General features: G+C 73.9%; 16 protein-coding genes. 14 read left to right on the top strand and 2 right to left on the bottom strand.

Annotated elements, in window-relative coordinates; all coding sequences use genetic code 11:
* Positions 1 to 100 precede the first annotated feature (100 nt).
* Positions 101 to 649 carry a DUF6158 family protein gene (locus tag ACI78Q_RS20455; RefSeq protein WP_456925290.1) on the top strand — a complete coding sequence of 183 codons (549 nt, stop codon included), beginning with the start codon at positions 101 to 103 and terminating at the stop codon, positions 647 to 649.
* Between the two features lie 119 nt (positions 650 to 768).
* Here the strand turns inward: ACI78Q_RS20455 and ACI78Q_RS20460 are convergent, their stop codons facing one another.
* Positions 769 to 1,620: a PaaX family transcriptional regulator gene (locus ACI78Q_RS20460; RefSeq protein ID WP_456925291.1), complete on the bottom strand. Its 852-nt coding sequence runs from the start codon at positions 1,618 to 1,620 to the stop codon at positions 769 to 771.
* Positions 1,621 to 1,799: 179 nt separating this feature from the next.
* Between ACI78Q_RS20460 and ACI78Q_RS20465 the strand changes: the two genes are divergently transcribed.
* The 13 genes from ACI78Q_RS20465 (at position 1,800) to ACI78Q_RS20525 (ending at position 15,682) form a co-directional block, all read left to right on the top strand.
* Entirely contained in the window at positions 1,800 to 3,020 is a 1,221-nt protein-coding gene (locus ACI78Q_RS20465) for an ABC transporter substrate-binding protein (RefSeq protein WP_456925292.1), read from the top strand.
* Positions 3,021 to 3,096: 76 nt separating this feature from the next.
* Positions 3,097 to 3,981 carry a branched-chain amino acid ABC transporter permease gene (locus ACI78Q_RS20470; protein ID WP_456925293.1) on the top strand — a complete coding sequence of 295 codons (885 nt, stop codon included), beginning with the start codon at positions 3,097 to 3,099 and terminating at the stop codon, positions 3,979 to 3,981.
* The gene (locus tag ACI78Q_RS20475) at positions 3,978 to 5,000 is read left to right on the top strand and encodes a branched-chain amino acid ABC transporter permease (RefSeq protein WP_456925294.1); all 1,023 of its coding nucleotides are present in this window, start codon (positions 3,978 to 3,980) and stop codon (positions 4,998 to 5,000) included. Before ACI78Q_RS20470 ends, ACI78Q_RS20475 begins: the two co-directional genes overlap by 4 nt.
* Positions 4,997 to 5,788: an ABC transporter ATP-binding protein gene (locus ACI78Q_RS20480; protein ID WP_456925295.1), complete on the top strand. Its 792-nt coding sequence runs from the start codon at positions 4,997 to 4,999 to the stop codon at positions 5,786 to 5,788. Before ACI78Q_RS20475 ends, ACI78Q_RS20480 begins: the two co-directional genes overlap by 4 nt.
* A complete protein-coding gene (locus tag ACI78Q_RS20485; RefSeq protein ID WP_456925296.1) occupies positions 5,789 to 6,490 on the top strand; it encodes an ABC transporter ATP-binding protein in 702 nt (233 codons plus the stop codon).
* Positions 6,491 to 6,585: 95 nt separating this feature from the next.
* A complete protein-coding gene (gene boxC / locus ACI78Q_RS20490; protein ID WP_456925297.1) occupies positions 6,586 to 8,313 on the top strand; it encodes a 2,3-epoxybenzoyl-CoA dihydrolase in 1,728 nt (575 codons plus the stop codon).
* A 2-nt stretch (positions 8,314 to 8,315) separates the two neighbouring features.
* Positions 8,316 to 9,827 carry a benzoyl-CoA 2,3-epoxidase subunit BoxB gene (gene boxB, locus ACI78Q_RS20495; protein WP_456925298.1) on the top strand — a complete coding sequence of 504 codons (1,512 nt, stop codon included), beginning with the start codon at positions 8,316 to 8,318 and terminating at the stop codon, positions 9,825 to 9,827.
* 74 nt (positions 9,828 to 9,901) lie between these two features.
* The gene (locus ACI78Q_RS20500) at positions 9,902 to 11,581 is read left to right on the top strand and encodes a benzoate-CoA ligase family protein (RefSeq protein ID WP_456925299.1); all 1,680 of its coding nucleotides are present in this window, start codon (positions 9,902 to 9,904) and stop codon (positions 11,579 to 11,581) included.
* The gene (locus ACI78Q_RS20505; RefSeq protein ID WP_456925300.1) at positions 11,578 to 12,645 is read left to right on the top strand and encodes an NAD(P)/FAD-dependent oxidoreductase; all 1,068 of its coding nucleotides are present in this window, start codon (positions 11,578 to 11,580) and stop codon (positions 12,643 to 12,645) included. Before ACI78Q_RS20500 ends, ACI78Q_RS20505 begins: the two co-directional genes overlap by 4 nt.
* Positions 12,646 to 12,672: 27 nt before the next feature.
* Positions 12,673 to 13,005 (top strand): ferredoxin, encoded by a 333-nt coding sequence (gene fdxA / locus ACI78Q_RS20510; protein WP_456925301.1) that lies wholly within the window; start codon positions 12,673 to 12,675, stop codon positions 13,003 to 13,005.
* Positions 13,006 to 13,008: 3 nt separating this feature from the next.
* Complete coding sequence (locus tag ACI78Q_RS20515) at positions 13,009 to 13,917, top strand: LLM class flavin-dependent oxidoreductase (RefSeq protein WP_456925302.1); 909 nt, start codon at positions 13,009 to 13,011, stop codon at positions 13,915 to 13,917.
* Between the two features lie 50 nt (positions 13,918 to 13,967).
* Positions 13,968 to 14,369, top strand: a complete 402-nt coding sequence (locus tag ACI78Q_RS20520) for a hypothetical protein (RefSeq protein ID WP_456925303.1) — start codon at positions 13,968 to 13,970, stop codon at positions 14,367 to 14,369.
* Positions 14,366 to 15,682 (top strand): ANTAR domain-containing protein, encoded by a 1,317-nt coding sequence (locus ACI78Q_RS20525; protein ID WP_456925304.1) that lies wholly within the window; start codon positions 14,366 to 14,368, stop codon positions 15,680 to 15,682. Before ACI78Q_RS20520 ends, ACI78Q_RS20525 begins: the two co-directional genes overlap by 4 nt.
* Here ACI78Q_RS20525 and ACI78Q_RS20530 read toward each other — a convergent pair.
* Entirely contained in the window at positions 15,660 to 17,642 is a 1,983-nt protein-coding gene (locus ACI78Q_RS20530) for a CheR family methyltransferase (protein WP_456925305.1), read from the bottom strand. The two genes, ACI78Q_RS20525 and ACI78Q_RS20530, sit on opposite strands and share 23 nt — an antisense overlap.
* Between the last annotated feature and the right edge of the window lie 5 nt (positions 17,643 to 17,647).

Raw genomic sequence — 17,647 nt, forward strand, 5'->3', positions numbered from 1 at the left:
CCCCGGGGGCGGGGGGGGGGGGCGCGGCCCCCCCCCGCCCCGCCCCCCCCCCCCCGGCGGCCCCCGGCCCCGGCGCCCGGGACGACCGAGGGGAGCGGCCATGACCGACCGACCGGGGATCCCGGCGCGCGAGCTGTCCGACGAGGAGCTGGAACGGCAGGGCGTGCACGCCCACGCGATGCGGCACTGGGTGTTCCTGCACGGCACCGCCGAGCAGTTCCGCACGCACACCGAGCGCATGCTCGAACTGGAGCAGGAGTACCTGCGCCGGCACCCGCAGCGCACCTGGCAGGGCTCCGGCGGCGACGCCGCCTCGCCGTCCCGCGACGACCGCATCCGCGACCTGGTGCAGACGTTCTCCCGGGCGGTCACCGCGCTGCTGGACGAGGAGCCCTCGGCGGCCGCGCCGGCCCGCGAACGCACCGACCCGGAGGAGGCGCAGGCCGCGCTGCTGCGCCGGTTCGCCGAGGCCGGGGGGCGGATGCACAAGCTGGAGGCCCACCAGATCGCGCGGCAGCTGGCGCCCGACAGCCACCTGGTCGCCCGGCTCTACCGCCAGGACCCGCCGCTGCTCCAGGCCGAGCGGGACATGCGGGTGCTCACCGACGCCGGGCGCGCCTGGCTGGAGCGGCACCCCGTCCCCGCGTGAGTCGCTCCGCCGTGTCGTGCCCGGGTGCGGCCCGGAAGGCTCCGCGAAGGGTGTGACGGTGGAGCTGGGCGCCGTCGGGGACGGTCATCGGCCGCGGTGCGATCCGGAGGATCGCAGTGTCACCGTCCGGCGAGTTCGGCCCAGGCCTGCTGGGCGCGCGGCGCCCAGGAGGCGTGCCGCTCGCGGAAGACCTCCGCCGCCCGGCTGCCGCTCCACCGGGGCGGCAGCAGCTCGCGCGGCAGCCCCGGGTCCAGCAGCGGGAAACGGCGCCACTCCTGCACGAGCCGGACCTGGGCGACCAGCGCCTGACGGTCGGTGCGGGGCCGCCGCCGGCCGACCAGCTCGAGGAAGTCCTCGTAGCCGCGCTCGATGCCGTCGAGGTCCCAGGCGGTGCGGGCCAGCGAGCGCTCGTCGCCCACCACGCCGGCGGTGGCGACGAACGACCAGCTGCCGGCCAGCACGCCCAGCTCGTCGAGGACCCGGCGGGCCTCCTGCTCGCGGTCCACGCGCGGGGTGACCCAGGTGCCGGCGTCCAGCGAGCCCAGTCCCGCCCAGCCCAGCTGGGTGCGCAGCCGCAGGCGCAGCGCCCGGTTGTTCTCCGGGACGCCGACCGAGAGCACCAGCCAGCGGCCGTCCCACCCACGGTCGTCGGCGGCGAACCCGTAGATGCGCTCGGTGCCCTCCCGCAGCAGGCGGGTGCCGGCCGCGGTCAGCGACCAGCGCGTCTCCCGCCCGATCCGGCTGGGCTCGATCCACCCGCTGTCGGCGGTGCGCATGATCGCCTGGCGGGCCGCCTTCTCCGCGACGTCGAGATCGGCCAGCAGCTCCAGCAGGCTGGCGGTCCACACCGGGCGGCCGCTGGGCAGCACGAACTCGCCGAGCACGGTGAGCAGCAGGCTGCGCGCGCTGGCGGCGCCGAGCTCCTGCCGACGGGTGACGAACGGTCCGTCCACGGCCTCCACGTCCCTCATCGTGACACCCCGTGCCGCCCCGACCGGCGTTCCCCGCCGACGACGACCGCACAGGTCACGGAACGGCACCAGCTCGCCGACGGCGTCGGTGTGACCCTTGACACAGTCGCGGCGCGCACTACATGGTCACTTGCATCAGGCGTGCGGGTGTAGCACGTCGTGACCTCCGGAGCGTGCCCGTGCTGCATCCCCTGTCCGGTCGGCGACTGCTCGGCGGCCTCGGTGCCGGCCTTCTCACCCTGACCGTGGCCGCGTGCGGCGGCGGCAGCCTCGGCGGCGAGGAGGAGGGCGGCGGGTCCGGCGGCGGCGAGGGCGGCGGCACCGTCCGCGTCGGCCTGGTCATCCCGCAGGCCGGGGTCTACACCCCGCTGGGCGAGGACATGCAGCAGGGCTGGGACCTCTGGCTGGAGCAGAACGGCGGGGAGCTGGGCGGCTACACCGTCGAGACCGTCGTCGCCGACGAGGGCGAGGGGCCCGACACCGGCGTCCCGGCCGTGCAGCGGCTGCTCACCGAGGGCGACGTGGACGCGCTGGTGGGCATCGTCAACTCCGCCACCGCCCTGGGTGTGGCCGGGCAGGTGACGGAGTCGCAGGTGCCGCTGATCGTGGCGAACGCCGGGGCGGAGGCGATCACCCAGGACGCCGCGAGCCCCTACGTCTGGCGCTCCTCGTTCACCAACGCCCAGATCGCGGCGGCCATGGGGGAGCACCTGGCCGCCGAGGGCATCGGCCCGGTCTACGTCATGGCCCCGGACTACGCGGCCGGCCAGGAGGTCGTCGCCGGGTTCACCCAGGCCTACACCGCCGGCGGCGGCACGATCGCCGGCCAGGCGCTGACGCCGTTCGGCACCACCCAGGACTTCCAGCCGTTCCTGTCCGGCATCCAGGGCTCCGGCGCGGCGGCCACCTTCGTGTTCTACGCCGGGGGCGAGGCGGTCAGCTTCGTCCAGCAGTACGCGGACTTCGGCCTCAAGGACACCGTTCCGCTCTACGGCTCGGGCTTCCTCACCGAGGGCAGCGTGCTCGACGCGCAGGGCCCGGCGGCGGTCGGCGTCCGGACGACGCTGCACTACTCGACCGAGATCGACAACGCCGTCAACACCGAGTTCGTGCAGGCCTACCAGGAGGCCTACGGCGAGCTGCCGACCACCTACGCCGTCCAGGCCTACGACGCCGCCAACGTCCTGTCCCGCGCGCTGGAGGAGGCCGGCGGCACCGACGGCGCGGCGCTGACCGAGGCACTCGGCAGCCTGGGTGAGATCGACGACAGCCCGCGCGGCCCGTGGATCTTCACCGACCAGACCCCGGAGCAGGCGGTCTACCTGCGCGAGGTGGTCGACGAGAACGGCACCCTCGTGAACTCCGTCGTCGAGGAGCTCGGCGTCTTCGCCCAGCCCTGACCCGCCCGGTGCCGGGCTGTGGCATCACGCGCCCGCCCCACTCCCCACGGCCCGGCACCCCCGGAAGGAGCAGCTCGTGCTCGGGTGGTTCGACGCGAACCTCGTCAGCATCCTGAACGGCTTCGCCATCGGCTCGCTGCTGTTCGTCCTGGCCGTCGGGCTGTCGATCGTCTTCGGGATGATGGACGTGCTCAACCTCGCCCACGGCGCGTTCTTCCTCGTCGGCTCCTACCTCGCGGTCAGTTTCGTCGCCGGCGACTCGTGGGGCGGGTTCCTCACCGCGCTGGGGGTCGCCGCGCTGGTCGGGCTGCTGGCCGGCGGCGTCCTGTCGGGCATGACCGAACCCCTGGCCCGGCGGCCGATCCTCGACCAGGCGCTGCTCACGCTCGGCATCTCGCTGGTCGTGGCCGAGGTGCTGTCGATCGTCTACGGCAACGACGTCCGCTCGGTCTCCCCGCCCCCGGGCCTCGACGGCAGCGTGGACGTCGCCGGCAGCGCGTACCCCACCTACCGGCTGCTGGTCATCGGCGTGGGGCTGGTCCTGGCACTGGTGGTGTGGCTGGTCGTGGAGCGGACGTCCGTGGGCGCGCTGGTCCGTGCCAGCGTCGCCGACCGGGAGATGGTCTCGGCGATGGGCATCGACAACCGCAAGGTGAAGGTCGCCGTCCTGGGCATCGGGTCGATGCTGGCCACCGTCGCCGGCGTGCTCGCCGCCCCCGTCTACGGCGCCCGGCCGGGCCTGGACGAGACGATCCTGCTGCTGGCGCTGGTGGTCGTCGTCATCGGCGGGCTCGGCTCGATCCGCGGCGCGCTGATCGGGGCGCTGGTGATCGGGCAGGTCGAGTCGCTCGGGCGCGCCCTGCTGCCCGACCTCGCCTCGTTCATCCTGTTCGGCACCCTCGCCCTGGTGCTCATCGTCCGACCCCGTGGACTCTTCGCCGGGAAGGTGGCCCACTCATGAGTGTGGAGAGCGCTCCTCTCACGAGCACCGCGGACGGCGCCCGGGCCGCGGCCACCCCCGCGCGGCGACGCCCGTCCCGGCCGCTGGCCGCCGCCCTCGGGCTGGTCCTGCTGGCGGCGCTGGCCGCCGTCCCCCTGTTCGTCGACCCGTTCGGCACGAACACCTTCTCGCGGGTCCTCGTGTTCGCGCTGTTCGCGATGAGTCTGGACCTGCTGGTCGGCTTCACCGGACTGCCCTCGCTCGGGCACGCGGCGTGGTTCGGCATCGGCGCCTACACCGCGGGGCTGGTCGCCATCCACTGGACCGCCGAGGGGCTGGTGACCGTGCTGGCCGCGGCGGTCGCCGGCGCGGTCGCGGCCGCAGCGACCGGATGGCTGGCGGTGCGCAGCAGCGGGGTCTTCTTCCTGATGCTCACCCTCGCCATCGGCGAGCTGGTGCACCAGCTCGCCCAGTCGCTGTCGTCGGTCACCGGCGGCTCCAACGGCCTGTTCGGCATCCCCTCGGTCCGGATCGCCGGCACGCCGCTGACCCTGGCCGGGTACGTGTACTGGTTCGTCCTCGCCGTCGGGCTGCTCGGCGCCCTGGGCCTGTGGCTGGTGGCCTCCTCCCCCTTCGGCGGCGTGCTGCGCGGGATCCGCGACAACGAGGCCCGGATGCGCTCGCTGGGGTACTCGCCGTTCCGCTACAAGTACGCGGCCTTCGTCATCGCCGGCGGGTTCGCCGGGCTGGCCGGCGGGCTGTTCGCCGGCCTGGTGCGGATCGTCAACCCCAGCGACACCGGCTTCACCACCAGCGCGCTCCTGCTGCTGGCGGTCGTACTGGGCGGCGCGGGCTCGCTGTGGGGGCCGGCGCTCGGAGCCGCGGTCGTCGTCCTCGTCCGCGACACCTTCGGCCCGACGCTCGACGGGCACGGCCCGCTGCTGCTGGGCCTGGTCTTCGTGGTCGCGGTCTACGTGCTGCCGCGCGGCGTCGCCGGCCTCGCCGGGATCCGCCGCCACACCCGGGAGGAACCGACATGAGCGCCCCGCTGCTGTCCCTGTCGGGGGTGAGCCGCTCCTTCGGCGCCCTGACGGCCGTGGACGACGTCAGTCTCGACGTCCCGCCCGGCGCGCGCCACGCCCTCATCGGCCCCAACGGCGCCGGCAAGAGCACGCTGTTCAAGCTGGTCACCGGCGCGATGCGGGTGTCCTCCGGCACGGTGACCCTCGCCGGGGACGACGTCACGCGGCTGTCCGAGCCGCAGCGCGCCCGCCGCGGCATCAGCCAGACGCTGCAGCACTCGAGCCTGTTCCTCTCCCAGACCGTGGAGCAGAACGTGCTGCTCGCCGCGCAGCGGCAGCACCGCAGCCGGCACTCCCTGGTGCCCCGCCGGCAGGCCGCCGCCCGGGAGCGGGCGCGGGAGCTGCTGGCCGACGTCGGCCTGGCCGCCCGCGCCGGCACACCCGTCGCGGCGCTGTCCCACGGCGAGCGGCGGCAGCTCGAGGTCGCGGTCGCGCTGGCCTGCGAGCCGCGGCTGCTGCTGCTCGACGAGCCGGCCGCCGGGATGTCACCGGCGGAGAGCGCCCGGCTGGTCGGGCTGCTCCAGGCGCTGCCCGCGTCTGTGACGGTGGTGATCGTCGAGCACGACCTCGACGTCGTCTTCGCCCTCGCCGGCTCGGTCACGGTGCTGCACCTGGGCCGGGTGCTGCTGACCGGCACCCCCGACGAGGTCCGCGCCAGCGCCGCGGTGCAGGAGGCCTACCTCGGCACCGGCCGGGGCGCCCTGTTCCTGGACGGCTCCGGCCCGGCGGCCCTGGAGGTGGGCTGAGTGCTCGAGGTCCGCGGGCTGCGGTCCGGCTACAAGCGCAGCACGGTCCTGCAGGGGGTCGACCTCGACGTCCCCGACGGCCGCGTGGTGGGGCTGCTCGGCCGCAACGGCGCCGGCAAGACCACGCTGATCCACACCCTCATGGGGCTGGTGACGCCGTCGGCGGGGTCGGTCCACCTGGACGGCGCCGACCTCACCGGCCGCCGTCCCGACGTCGTCGCGCGGGCCGGGGTCGCCCTGGTGCCCCAGGGGCGGCGGGTGTGGGCACCGCTGACGGTCACCGAGCACCTGGACCTCGCCGCGCGGCGCGGGCGGGGGCGCGGCCCGTGGGACGTCCCGCGGGTGCTGGAGCTGCTGCCCCGACTGGGCGAGCGGCGCCGGCACACGGGGGGACAGCTCTCCGGTGGGGAGCAGCAGATGCTGGCCATCGCGCGGGCCCTGCTGACCAACCCGCGGCTGGTGCTCATGGACGAGCCCTCCGACGGGCTGGCGCCGGCCGTGGTCGACCTGATCGGGACGGCCGTCGGCGGCATGAAGGCCGAGGGGGTGACCCTCGTGGTCGTCGAGCAGGACCTCCACCTGGCCTTCGCGGTCGCCGACGAGATCGCGGTGATGGACAAGGGCCGGGTCGTGCACCGCTCCCCCACCCTCGAGTTCCGCAGCGACAGCTCGGTCGCCGCGGCGCTGCTGGGCGTGGCCTAGCGCTACATCGACTCAGCCTCTTGCGCACGATCGTGTAGCACGTCAGGATGGGTGGCGGGCGTCACACGCCTGCGCCGCAACTCCCTGGAGGTCCCGTGACAACGCTCGAGAACCGCTCGGTCGCGACGGAGGGCCCCGGCCCGGTCGCCGAGCCGGCCGCGACGACCGAGGTCTCCTTCGACACCTCGCCCGAGGCCTACAAGCACTGGAACCTCTCGGTCGACGGCGAGATCGCCACCCTGACCCTCGACGTGGCCGAGGACGGCGGCATCGTGCCCGGCTACGAGCTGAAGATGAACAGCTACGACCTCGGCGTGGACATCGAGCTGCACGACGCGGTCCAGCGCATCCGGTTCGAGCACCCCGAGGTCAAGGCGGTGGTGGTCACCAGCGCCAAGGAGCGCATGTTCTGCGCCGGGGCCAACATCAAGATGCTGGCCGCGTCCCCGCACAGCTGGAAGGTGAACTTCTGCAAGTTCACCAACGAGACCCGCAACGGCTTCGAGGACGCCAGCGCCCACTCCGGCCTGTCCTTCCTCGCCGCGGTCAACGGCACCGCGGCCGGCGGCGGCTACGAGCTCGCGCTGGCCTGCGACCAGATCCTGCTGGTCGACGACAACTCCTCGGCGGTGTCGCTGCCGGAGGTGCCGCTGCTCGGCGTGCTGCCGGGCACCGGCGGGCTGACCCGGGTGGTCGACAAGCGTGGCGTGCGCCGCGATCTCGCCGACGTCTTCTCCACCACCGCCGAGGGCATCCGGGGCGAGCGCGCCGTGCAGTGGCGGCTGGTCGACGCCACCGTCAAGGCCCGCGACTTCGCCGCCGAGGTCGCCCGGCGCGCCGCCGAGCTCGCCGCGCGCTCGACCCGGCCCGGCACCGGGGCGACCGGCGTGCAGCTGACCCCGCTGCACCGCGAGGTCGACGGCGACACCACCCGCTACCGGCACCTCCGCGTCGTCCTCGACCGCGACTCGGGCACTGCGACGATCACCGTGCTCGGCCCGACCGCCGTCCCCGGCAGCGTCGAGGAGCTGGCCGAGCAGGGCGACACCGCCTGGCTGCTGGCCGCCACCCGCGAGCTGGACGACGCGATCCTGCGGTTGCGCACGAACGAGCTGGCCATCGGTACCTGGCTGCTGCGCACCGAGGGCGACGTCGCCACCGCCGCCGCCTACGACGAGTTCCTGCTGGCCTCCCGTGAGCACTGGCTGGTCAACGAGACGATCGGCTTCTACCGCCGCACGGTGAAGCGGCTGGACACCACCAGCCGCAGCCTGTTCGCGCTGATCGAGCCCGGCTCGTGCTTCGTCGGCGCGCTGGCCGAGATCGCCCTGGCCGCCGACCGGCAGTTCATGCTCGAGGGGCAGTTCGAGGAGGACGACGCCCCCCTGCCGCCCGCGGTGATCCGGCTGGACGCGTTCAACACCGGCCTGCTGCCGATGGGCAACGGCCTGTCCCGGCTGCAGGTCCGCTTCCTCGGCAGCGCCGAGGAACTGGCCGCCGCCGAGGCCGCCACCGGCCGCGACCTGCTCGCCGCCGACGCCGCGGAGCTCGGCCTGGTCACCAGCACCCCCGACGACATCGACTGGGAGGACGAGATCCGGCTGGTGGTCGAGGAGCGCGCGAGCTTCTCCCCCGACGCGCTCACCGGCATGGAGGCCAACCTGCGCTTCGCCGGCCGCGAGACGCCCGAGACGAAGGTCTTCGGCCGGCTCACCGCCTGGCAGAACTGGATCTTCCAGCGGCCCAACGCCGCTGGCCCGGAAGGAGCGCTGCGCCGGTACGGCACCGGTAAGCGGGCCGACTACGACAGGAAGCGGGTCTGAGCATGACTGCGTCGACTTCTCCCACCCGACCCGGCCCCACGACCGAGTCCACCCCCCAGAGCGGCACGGTCACCGGTGACGCCCCCACGCCGACCGGTCCGCTGTCGAAGATCGACTACAGCGAGCGCATCCCCAACAACGTCAACCTGGCCGGTGACCGCAAGCTGCAGCGGGCGCTGGAGGGCTGGCAGCCGAAGTTCCTGGACTGGTGGAGGAACCTCGGTCCCTCCATCCCGACCCACGACGTCTACCTGCGCACCGCCGTCGCCGTCGGCCGCGATGGGTGGGCGCACTTCGACCGGGTGCCGATGGAGGAGTACCGCTGGGGCATCTTCCTCGCCGAGCGGGACCCCGACCGGAAGGTCAACTTCGGCCAGCACAAGGGCGAGCCGGCCTGGCAGGAGGTCCCCGGCGAGTACCGCTCGGACCTGCGCCGGCTGATCGTCATCCAGGGCGACACCGAGCCGGCGTCGGTGGAGCAACAGCGACACCTGGGCATGACCGCGCCGTCGCTGTACGACATGCGCAACCTCTTCCAGGTCAACGTGGAGGAGGGCCGGCACCTGTGGGCGATGGTCTACCTGCTGCAGGCCTACTTCGGGAAGGACGGCCGGGAGGAGGCCGAGGAACTGCTCAAGCGCAACTCCGGCGACTACGACTCCCCGCGCATCCTCGGCGCGTTCAACGAGGAGACCACCGACTGGCTGTCGTTCTTCATGTTCACGTACTTCACCGACCGGGACGGCAAGTACCAGCTCGGGACGCTGAAGGAGTCCGGCTTCGACCCGCTGGCGCGCACCTGTGAGTTCATGCTCAAGGAGGAGGCGCACCACATGTTCGTCGGTACGACGGGGGTGCAGCGCACCGTCCAGCGGACCGCCGAGCTGATGAAGCAGCACGGCACCGACGACATCTGGGAGCACGGCGGCATCCCGCTGTCGGTCATCCAGAAGTACCTGAACTTCCACTACTCGGTGTCGCTGGACCTCTTCGGCTCCGAGACCTCGTCCAACGTGGCCTCCTACTACACCGCCGGCCTCAAGGGCCGCTGGATGGAGACCCGGCGCAAGGACGACCACGTCCTCACCGACCTCACGATGGACATCCCGGTGGTGGAGGACGGGCGGATCACCACGCGCAGCGTCCCGATGCTCACCGCGCTGAACTACGACCTGCGCTCGGAGTACGCCGCCGACTGCCAGAACGGCGTCAAGCGGTGGAACCAGGAGCTGGAGGAGGCCGGCCTGGAACAGCGGCTGTACCTGCCGCACCAGGGCTTCAACCGCAAGGTGGGCGCCTTCTCCGGGCACCACATCTCCCCGACCGGGGAGATGCTGGACGCCGCCGCCTGGCAGCGCTCGGCCGGTGACTGGCTGCCGACACCGGAGGACCATGCGCGGGTCGCCGAGCTGATGGTCCCGCACCACGAGCCGGGGGAGTTCGCCGGCTGGATCGCCCCGCCGTCGGTCGGCATCAACTCGCTGCCGGTCGAGTACGACTACGTCCGATTCTGAGCAGCCTGGGCGGGGTCGCCCGGGAGCGGTTCTCGCTCCCGGGCGACCCCGCCGAGGCGGAAGGGCTGAGCAGCGTGGCCACCCTCGACACCGCCCCCGTCGCACCGTCGCTCCCCCCGCCGCCGGGTGCCGAGCCGTTCAACGCCGCCGAGTGGCTGGTCACCCGGCACGCCCGGACCGACCCGGGACGGCGGGCGATCACCGCGATCGACCTCGACGGGAGCGTCCGCACCCTGACCTACGGCGAGCTCGACGACGCGGTGGTCCGCTTCGCCGCCGCGCTCCTCGCCTCCGGCGTCCGCCCCGAGGAGCGCCTGCTCCTGTGCATGGGTGACACCCCCGAGCTGCTGACCGCCTTCCTCGCCGGCCTGCGGATCGGCGCGGTGCCCGTCCCGGTCAGCACGATGCTCAAGCCCAAGGACATCGCCGTCCTCGCCACCGACAGCCGCGCGCGGCTGGTCGCGCTCAGCTCGGAGTTCGCCGGGCTGGCCCCGGCGGTCGGCGGGATGCGCGACCTCGCCGACGTCGTCGTGCTCGGCGCCGACCGGCTGCCGGAGGTCGACGGTGCCCGGGTGCACGACTGGGACGCGTTCGTCGCCGCCGGCGCGGACCTCCTCGCCCGAGCGGCCACGCCCTACCCCACGATCGCCGACTCCCCCGCCTTCTGGCTCTACACCTCCGGGACGACCGGCACCCCCAAGGGCGCGATGCACCGCCACGGGTCGCTGCGGGACACCGCGGTCACCTACGCCCGCGACGTGCTGGCCATCGGCCCGGACGACGTCACCTTCTCCGTGGCTAAGTTCTTCTTCGCCTACGGCCTGGGCAACACGCTGACCTTCCCGTTCTCGGTGGGGGCCAGCACGGTGCTGGACCGGGCGCGGCCGAGCCCGGCCAGCACGCTGCGGGTGCTCCAGGAGCACCGGCCGACGCTGTTCTTCGGCGGCCCCACCTACTACGCCGCCCTGCTGGCCGCCGGGCTGCCGGCCGACGCCTTCGCCGGCGTGCGGGCGTGCGTCTCGGCCGGGGAAGCGTTCCCCGCGGCCCTGTTCGGGCGCTTCACACAGACCTTCGGGGTGGAGATGCTCGACGGCATCGGCTCCACCGAGATGCTGCACATCTTCATCAGCGGGCGGCCGGGCCGGACCCGCGCCGGGACGACCGGCGAGATCGTCGCCGGGTACGAGGCCAAGATCGTCGACGACGACGGCACCCCGGTGCCCGACGGCACCCCCGGGCACCTCTACGTGCGCGGCGACTCCGCGGCCACCGGCTACTGGCAGCGGACCGAGGTCACCCGGCGGGTCTTCCAGGGGCCGTGGGTGCGCACCGGGGACACCTACGTGCGCAGCAGCGACGGCTACTACTCCTCGCTGGGCCGCACCGACGACATCATCAAGGCCGGCGGCATCTGGGTCTCCCCCACCGAGGTCGAGGAGCGGCTGCGTCAGCACCCGTCGGTCAACCAGGTGGTCGTGGTGTCCCTGCCCGACGCCGACGGCCTGGACAAGCCGGTGGCCTGCGTCGTCCTGCTGCCCGGCGCGACGACGACGGAGGACGAGCTGGTCACCTTCTGCCGCGAGGGGCTGGCCGCGTTCAAGCGCCCGCGCCACGTCCTGGTCTTCGACGAGCTGCCGACGACGGCCACCGGCAAGCTGCAGCGGTTCCGCATCCGCGAGCTGGCCCTCGACCGGCTCAGCGGCGCGGCCCGCTCCGACAACCTCGCCGCCGCCACCCCGGGAGAACCCGCATGACCGCGACCGACCTCGCCGCGCCGCCGGCGACCACCGGTGAGGCCCGCCGGGTCGACGTCGACCTGCTGGTCGTCGGCGCCGGCCCGGCGGGTCTGTACGCGGCCTACTACGCCGGCTTCCGGGGGCTGCGCACCGCGGTCGTCGACAGCCTGCCCGAGCCCGGCGGGCAGGTCATGGCGCTGTACCCGGAGAAGATGGTCTACGACGTCGCCGGCTTCCCCGGCATCAAGGGCCGCGACCTCGTCGCCGGGCTCGTGCAGCAGGCCGCCCGCTTCGACCCCGTCTACGTCCTCGACGAGCGCGCCGAGTCCCTCACCGACGAGGCCGGCCACCGCCCGCGCGCCGGCGCCCGGCTGGTCGTCACCACCGACAAGGGCACCCGCATCAGCTGCGGCGCCGTGGTCGTCACCGGCGGCATCGGCACCTTCACCCCCCGCCCGCTGCCCGGCGGCGCGGCGTGGGAGGGCCGCGGCCTGACCTACGTGGTCAAGGAGCTGGCCGCGCACGCCGGGCAGGACGTCGTCATCGTCGGCGGCGGGGACTCCGCCGTCGACTGGGCCCTGGCGCTGGAACCCATCGCCGCCTCCGTCACGCTCGTGCACCGCCGCAGGCACTTCCGCGCCCACGCCGCCAGCGTCGCCGACCTGGAGCGCGGCCGGACCGTGCTGGTCACCGACGCCCAGGTCGACTCCCTCGAGGGCGACGACGTGCTGCACACAGTGCACGTGCGCACCAAGGACGGCGCGGTCACCCCGCACAAGGCGCAGGCGGTCATCGCCGCCCTCGGGTTCACCGCCGACATCGGCCCGCTGGAGACCTGGGGTCTGGACATCGTCGACCGCAAGATCATGGTGGACACCGCGATGCGCACCTCGGTGCCCGGCGTCTACTCCGCCGGGGACATCACCGAGTACGCGGGCAAGGTGCGGTTGATCGCGGTCGGGTTCGGGGAAGCCGCCACCGCGGTGAACAACGCCGCGACCTACCTCGACCCCGACCAGCCCCTCTTCCCCGGCCACAGCAGCGACGCCCCCGCCGGTCTCGGCGCGGCGGCGCACGCCTGAGCCGCCCGATCGCGAGGAGACAGCCCCGTGCCCTACGTCATCGGCGCCGAGTGCATCGACACCACCGACATGTCCTGTGTGGAGGAGTGCCCGGTCGACTGCATCTACGAGGGCGACCGCAAGCTCTACATCAACCCCAAGGAGTGCATCGACTGCGGCGCCTGCGAGCCGGTCTGCCCGGTCGAGGCGATCGCCCAGGACCGCCGGGTCACCGAGGAGAACGAGCCGCACGTCGACGACAACCGGCGCTTCTTCGTCGAGATCCTGCCCGGCCGCGACGCCCCGCTGGGCAGCCCCGGCGGCGCCTCCAAGGTCGGCCGGATCGGCGTGGACACCGAGCTCGTCGCGGAGCACTCCTGACCGATGCGTGTCGTCCTGAGCCTCAGCAGCGACCAGACCGCCGTCGCCGCCGAGGCCCGCGCCGCCGAGGACGCCGGGTACGACGGCGTGTCGAGCGGGGAGCACCTGTTCTTCCACAGCCCGCATGCGAACGGCTTCGTGGCGCTGGCCGCGGCCGCCGGCGCGACGTCCCGCATCCGGCTGCTGAGCGCGCTCACCGTCGTCCCGCTGTACCCGGCGGCGCTGGCCGCGAAGCTGGCCACCACGCTCGACCGGGTCAGCGGCGGCCGCTTCGACCTCGGGATCGGCGTGGGCGGGGAGCACCCGCCGGAGTTCGTCGCCGCGGGGGTCGAGGTCGGCGAGCGCGGCGCCCGGGCCGACGAGGCGCTGGAGCTGTTCCGCGCCCTGTGGGCCGGCGGCCCGGTCGACTTCACCGGCCGCTTCACCCGGGTGCCCGGCCTGGCCCTCGATCCCGGCCCCGTGCAGCCGGGCGGGCCGCCGATCTGGCTCGGGGGCCGCCGCCCGGCGGCCATCCGCCGGGCCGGCCGCTCCGCCGACGTCTGGATGCCGTACATGTACACGCCCGAGCAGCTGGCCCGCAGCCTGGCGGAGGTCCGGGAGGCCGCCGAGGCCGCGGGCCGCGACCCGGACGCCGTGCGCGGTGCGGTCTTCTGCTGGGGCGGGGTGGACGAGGACGCCGCCCGGTCGCGGCGGCAGGTCGTGGAGACCGTGAGCGCGGTCTACGCGCAGGACTTCGACGCGCTGGCCGACCGCTACCTGCTGCACGGCGACCCGGACCGCGTGACGGCCCGCATCCGCGAGTACGCCGACGCGGGAGCCGAGACCCTCGTCTTCTCCCCCGTCGGCGCGGGCGCCGGGCGGCGCACGCTCGTCGACCTGTTCACCGCCGAGGTGCTGCCCCGGCTGCGCTGACCACGCCCGGAGGCGGTGCGTGACCCCGCTCCTGGGGGGAGGATCCACCCATGCTGGACGACGATCCAGGGCGGCGGGCCGCGGTGCGCGCCGAGGAAGCCGCGCACCGGGCCGGCGAGCTGGCCGACCGGCTACGCCGGATGGCCGAGGAGCACGCGGCCTCCCCCGAGGACGCCCGCCAGGCCCAGCAGCGGGCCGAGGAGGCGGCCGAGCACGCCCGGGACGCCTTCGAGCGGGCGCTGTCCGGTCACGAGCGCGCGGCGCACAGTCACGACGCCGCCGCGGCGGCGCACGAGGAGGCGGCCCGCCGGGGTGTCGGGGACCCCGAGGAACACCTCCGCCGCGCGGCGTACCACCACCACGAGGCTGCGCTCAACCGCGCGGAGGCCGGCGCCCCGGCGCCCGTCCCGCCCGGCCGCGCTCCCGCAGAGACAGCCGAGGACGACCGATGAGCAACTCCGCGGACCCACCGGCCGGCCGGCCCTCGCTGCAGCCGCACGAGGCGCTCACCCGCCTCGCCGACCTCGAGGTCGCGCACGAGGAGCTGCGCGTCGCCGAGGAGGAGCTCCGCGTCCAGCAGGAGCAGATCGCGGTGCTGCTGGCCGGCTACGAGGCGGAGCGGCGGTGGCGCACCCACCTCTCGGCCACGGTCCCGGTCGCGCTGTGCGTGACCGACGGCGCCGGACGGCTGCTCGACGCGAACCGGGCCATGGCCGACGTCCTCCACGTGCCGCTGCACCGGCTGCGCGGCAAGCCGCTGAGCGTCTACCTGGGCGCCGGCGACGCACAGGCCTTCCGCACCGCGGTCGGGGACCTCGCCGGCCGCGGGGCGACCGAGCGCCGGCTCCGGGTCACGCTGCGGTCGCGCCGGTCCGCCGAGGAGCCGGCCGAGCTGTTCGGCTTCCCCGACACCGGCGGCGTCGCAGGCAGCGAGCCGCGCGTGCAGTGGGTCGTCCTGGCCGGCAGTGCCCGCATGGTGGACGACGAGGTGGCGCCGCTCGCCGGTGACGTCTCGGCCGTCGACGCCATCGGTGTGGCCTCCGCGCTGGCCGAGCTGTCCGCCCTGCCCATCGACGACGACGACCGGACGCGGCTGCTCACCCGCATGGCGGTGCTCGTCCGCGGCGCGGTGCCCTCCGCCACCGGGGTGAGCATCACCATCGGCTCCCCCGCGGAGCCCCAGCAGCTGGGCAGCGACTCCGCCCTCGCCCAGGAGTTCGACGGCCGTCAGCTGGAGGCCGAGCAGGGGCCCTGCTGGGAGGCCCACGTCCGTGGCGCCGTCGTCGTCACCCCCGACGTCGCCACCGACGAGCGGTGGCCGCGGCTGCGGGACCTCCCGGGTGACCCCAAGGTCCGGGCGGTCCTGGCCATCCCGCTGCGGGAGGGCGAGCAGGCGGTCGGGGTGCTCAACGTGTACGCCGAGCAGGTGGGCGTCTTCGGTCAGGACGGCCGGCGGATCGCCGAGCTGGTCGCCGCCGTCGTCGGCGGCGTCCTGCAGAGCGCCACCGAGCGGGCGGCGCTGCAGACGCTCGCCGCGAACCTGGAGAAGGCCCTCACGTCCCGGGCCGTGATCGACCAGGCCAAGGGTGTGCTGATGGCCCACCTGGGCGTGGACGCCGACGAAGCGTTCGCCCGGCTGGTCGCGTTGAGCAACCGGCACAACGTCAAGCTGCGCGACCTCGCCCAGCTGGTGGTGACCGGGCACGCCGACGAGGTGGTCGCCGCGGCCCGGCGCAGTCGCGTCAGCGGTCGATCGGATCCATGAGGATGACCGCGCCGGCCCGATGCCCGGGCACCTGCTCGTAGGCGGAGATCGTCACCCGCACCAGCACGGGGCGGCCGCGCCGGTTCACCGCGTCGACCTGCACGGTGTCGTGCCCGCTCCCGTCACCGGAGACGGTCTGCCGCAGCAGCGGGTGCAGCCGGGAGACCGGCAGCCCGATGTCGAGGTTGAGCAGGTGGCGGCTCTGCACCTCGTCCTGCCGCAGGCCCCACAGGTCCTCGGCCGCGGCGTTCCAGACCAGCACCCGCAGGTCGAGGTCGACCACCGCGACGCCGGCGCGGAAGCTGCTGAGCACGCCGTTCATGAACCGGTTGACCGCGCCGACCTCCTCGGTGCTGGCCCGCAGCTCCTCGTTGGTCGAGTGGAGCTCGTCGTTCATCGACTGGAGCTCCTCGTTCATGGTCTCGAGTTCCTCGTTGGTCGACTGGAGCTCCTCGTTGGTGGTCTCCAGCTCCTCGACGGTCGACTGGAGCTCCTCGTTGGTGGTCTCCAGCTCCTCGTTGGCCGACTGCAGCTCCTCGTAGGCGGTCTCCAGCTGCCGGTTGGCCAGCTCGAGCTCCCGCTGCAGGTGCCGGTAGCGGGTGACGTCGTCGAACACGATCGTCGTGCCCAGCGGTTCGCCGTCCTCCCGCCAGATCGGCACGATCTGGATGTCGAACAGCACCGGCTCCTGCCCGGGCCGGCGCCGCTCGATGCCCCGCAGCCACAGGGGACGCCGGGCCTGGGCGGCCTCGCCGATCGAGGCCCGCAGCTCGACCGGCCGGTAGGAGATCTCCAGGTCCTGGAACGGGCGGCCGATGTCGCCCTGGTCGATCCCGAAGGCGCGCTCCGCCTGGTGGTTGACCACGGCCAGCCGGCCCTCGGCGTCCAGGGTCAGCTGCGCGGCCGGCCCGGACATCAGCGCCTCCCGGCGCAGCCGGGCCAGGGCGTCGTCGGCGGTCTCCGACGCGATCCGCAGCGGCGGGACCACGATGCGGCGCTCGGCCACCGGGCCGCCGTCGCGCTTGCGGAAGAAGCGCCGGGTGAGGTCGACCGGTGAGAACAGCTGGTTGTGCGAGAGCAGCATCTCGGCCTTGCCGAGGAACAGCAGGCCGTGGGGGTTGAGCGCGTAGTGCAGCCGGCCCAGGATCCGCGCCTGGGTCTCCGCGGTGAAGTACATGAGGGCGTTGCGGCACAGCAGCAGGTCGATGTGCGAGATGGGGGCGTCCTGCACGAGGTCGTTGCGGCCGAAGATCACCGAACGGCGGAGGTCCTTGCGGAAGACGTGACGCGAGCCCTCCTGGGTGAAGTAGTCGCGCAGCTGCGACGGCGCGAGACCGGCCACCTGGCGCTCGCTGTACATCGCCTGCCGGGCGTAGGCCAGCGCGTCCTCGTCGACGTCGGTCGCGTAGATCTTGACCCGCTTGCGGAACTCGTCGGGGCCCAGCGCGTCGACGAGGAGGATGGCCAGGCTGTAGGCCTCCTCCCCCGATGCGCAGCCCGCGCTCCACACCCGGATGACCGGCCCGCACGACTCCAGCAGTTGCGGCAGGAGGTCCTCGCGCAGGTGGTCCCAGGCCGCGCGGTCCCGGAAGAAACCGGTGACGTTGATGAGGATCGTGTTGAACAGCGGCGTGAACTCGTCGGGGTGCACCTCGAGGTGGTCCTGGTACTCGCTGAAGGAGTCGATGCCGACCTCGGCCATGCGGCGCCGCACCCGCCGCACGAGGCTGGGCCGCTTGTAGCCGGTGAAGTCGAACCCGCGCCGCTCGTGCAGGTACACCAGGAGGGCCTCGAACTGCGGGTCGGGCGCGGCGTCCGCCGGCTCGTCGTCCAGGGCGGCCGCGTCGTCGTCGGCGAGTGTCGCGTCGTCCTCGGGCGGGGCCGCGTCGTCGTCGGGCGCGGTCACGTCGTCGTCGGGCTCGCCGTCCGCGCCGCGTCCCTGGGCCTGCCGGTCCACCATCGGGC

This window comes from Geodermatophilus sp. SYSU D00705, assembly GCF_054050135.1.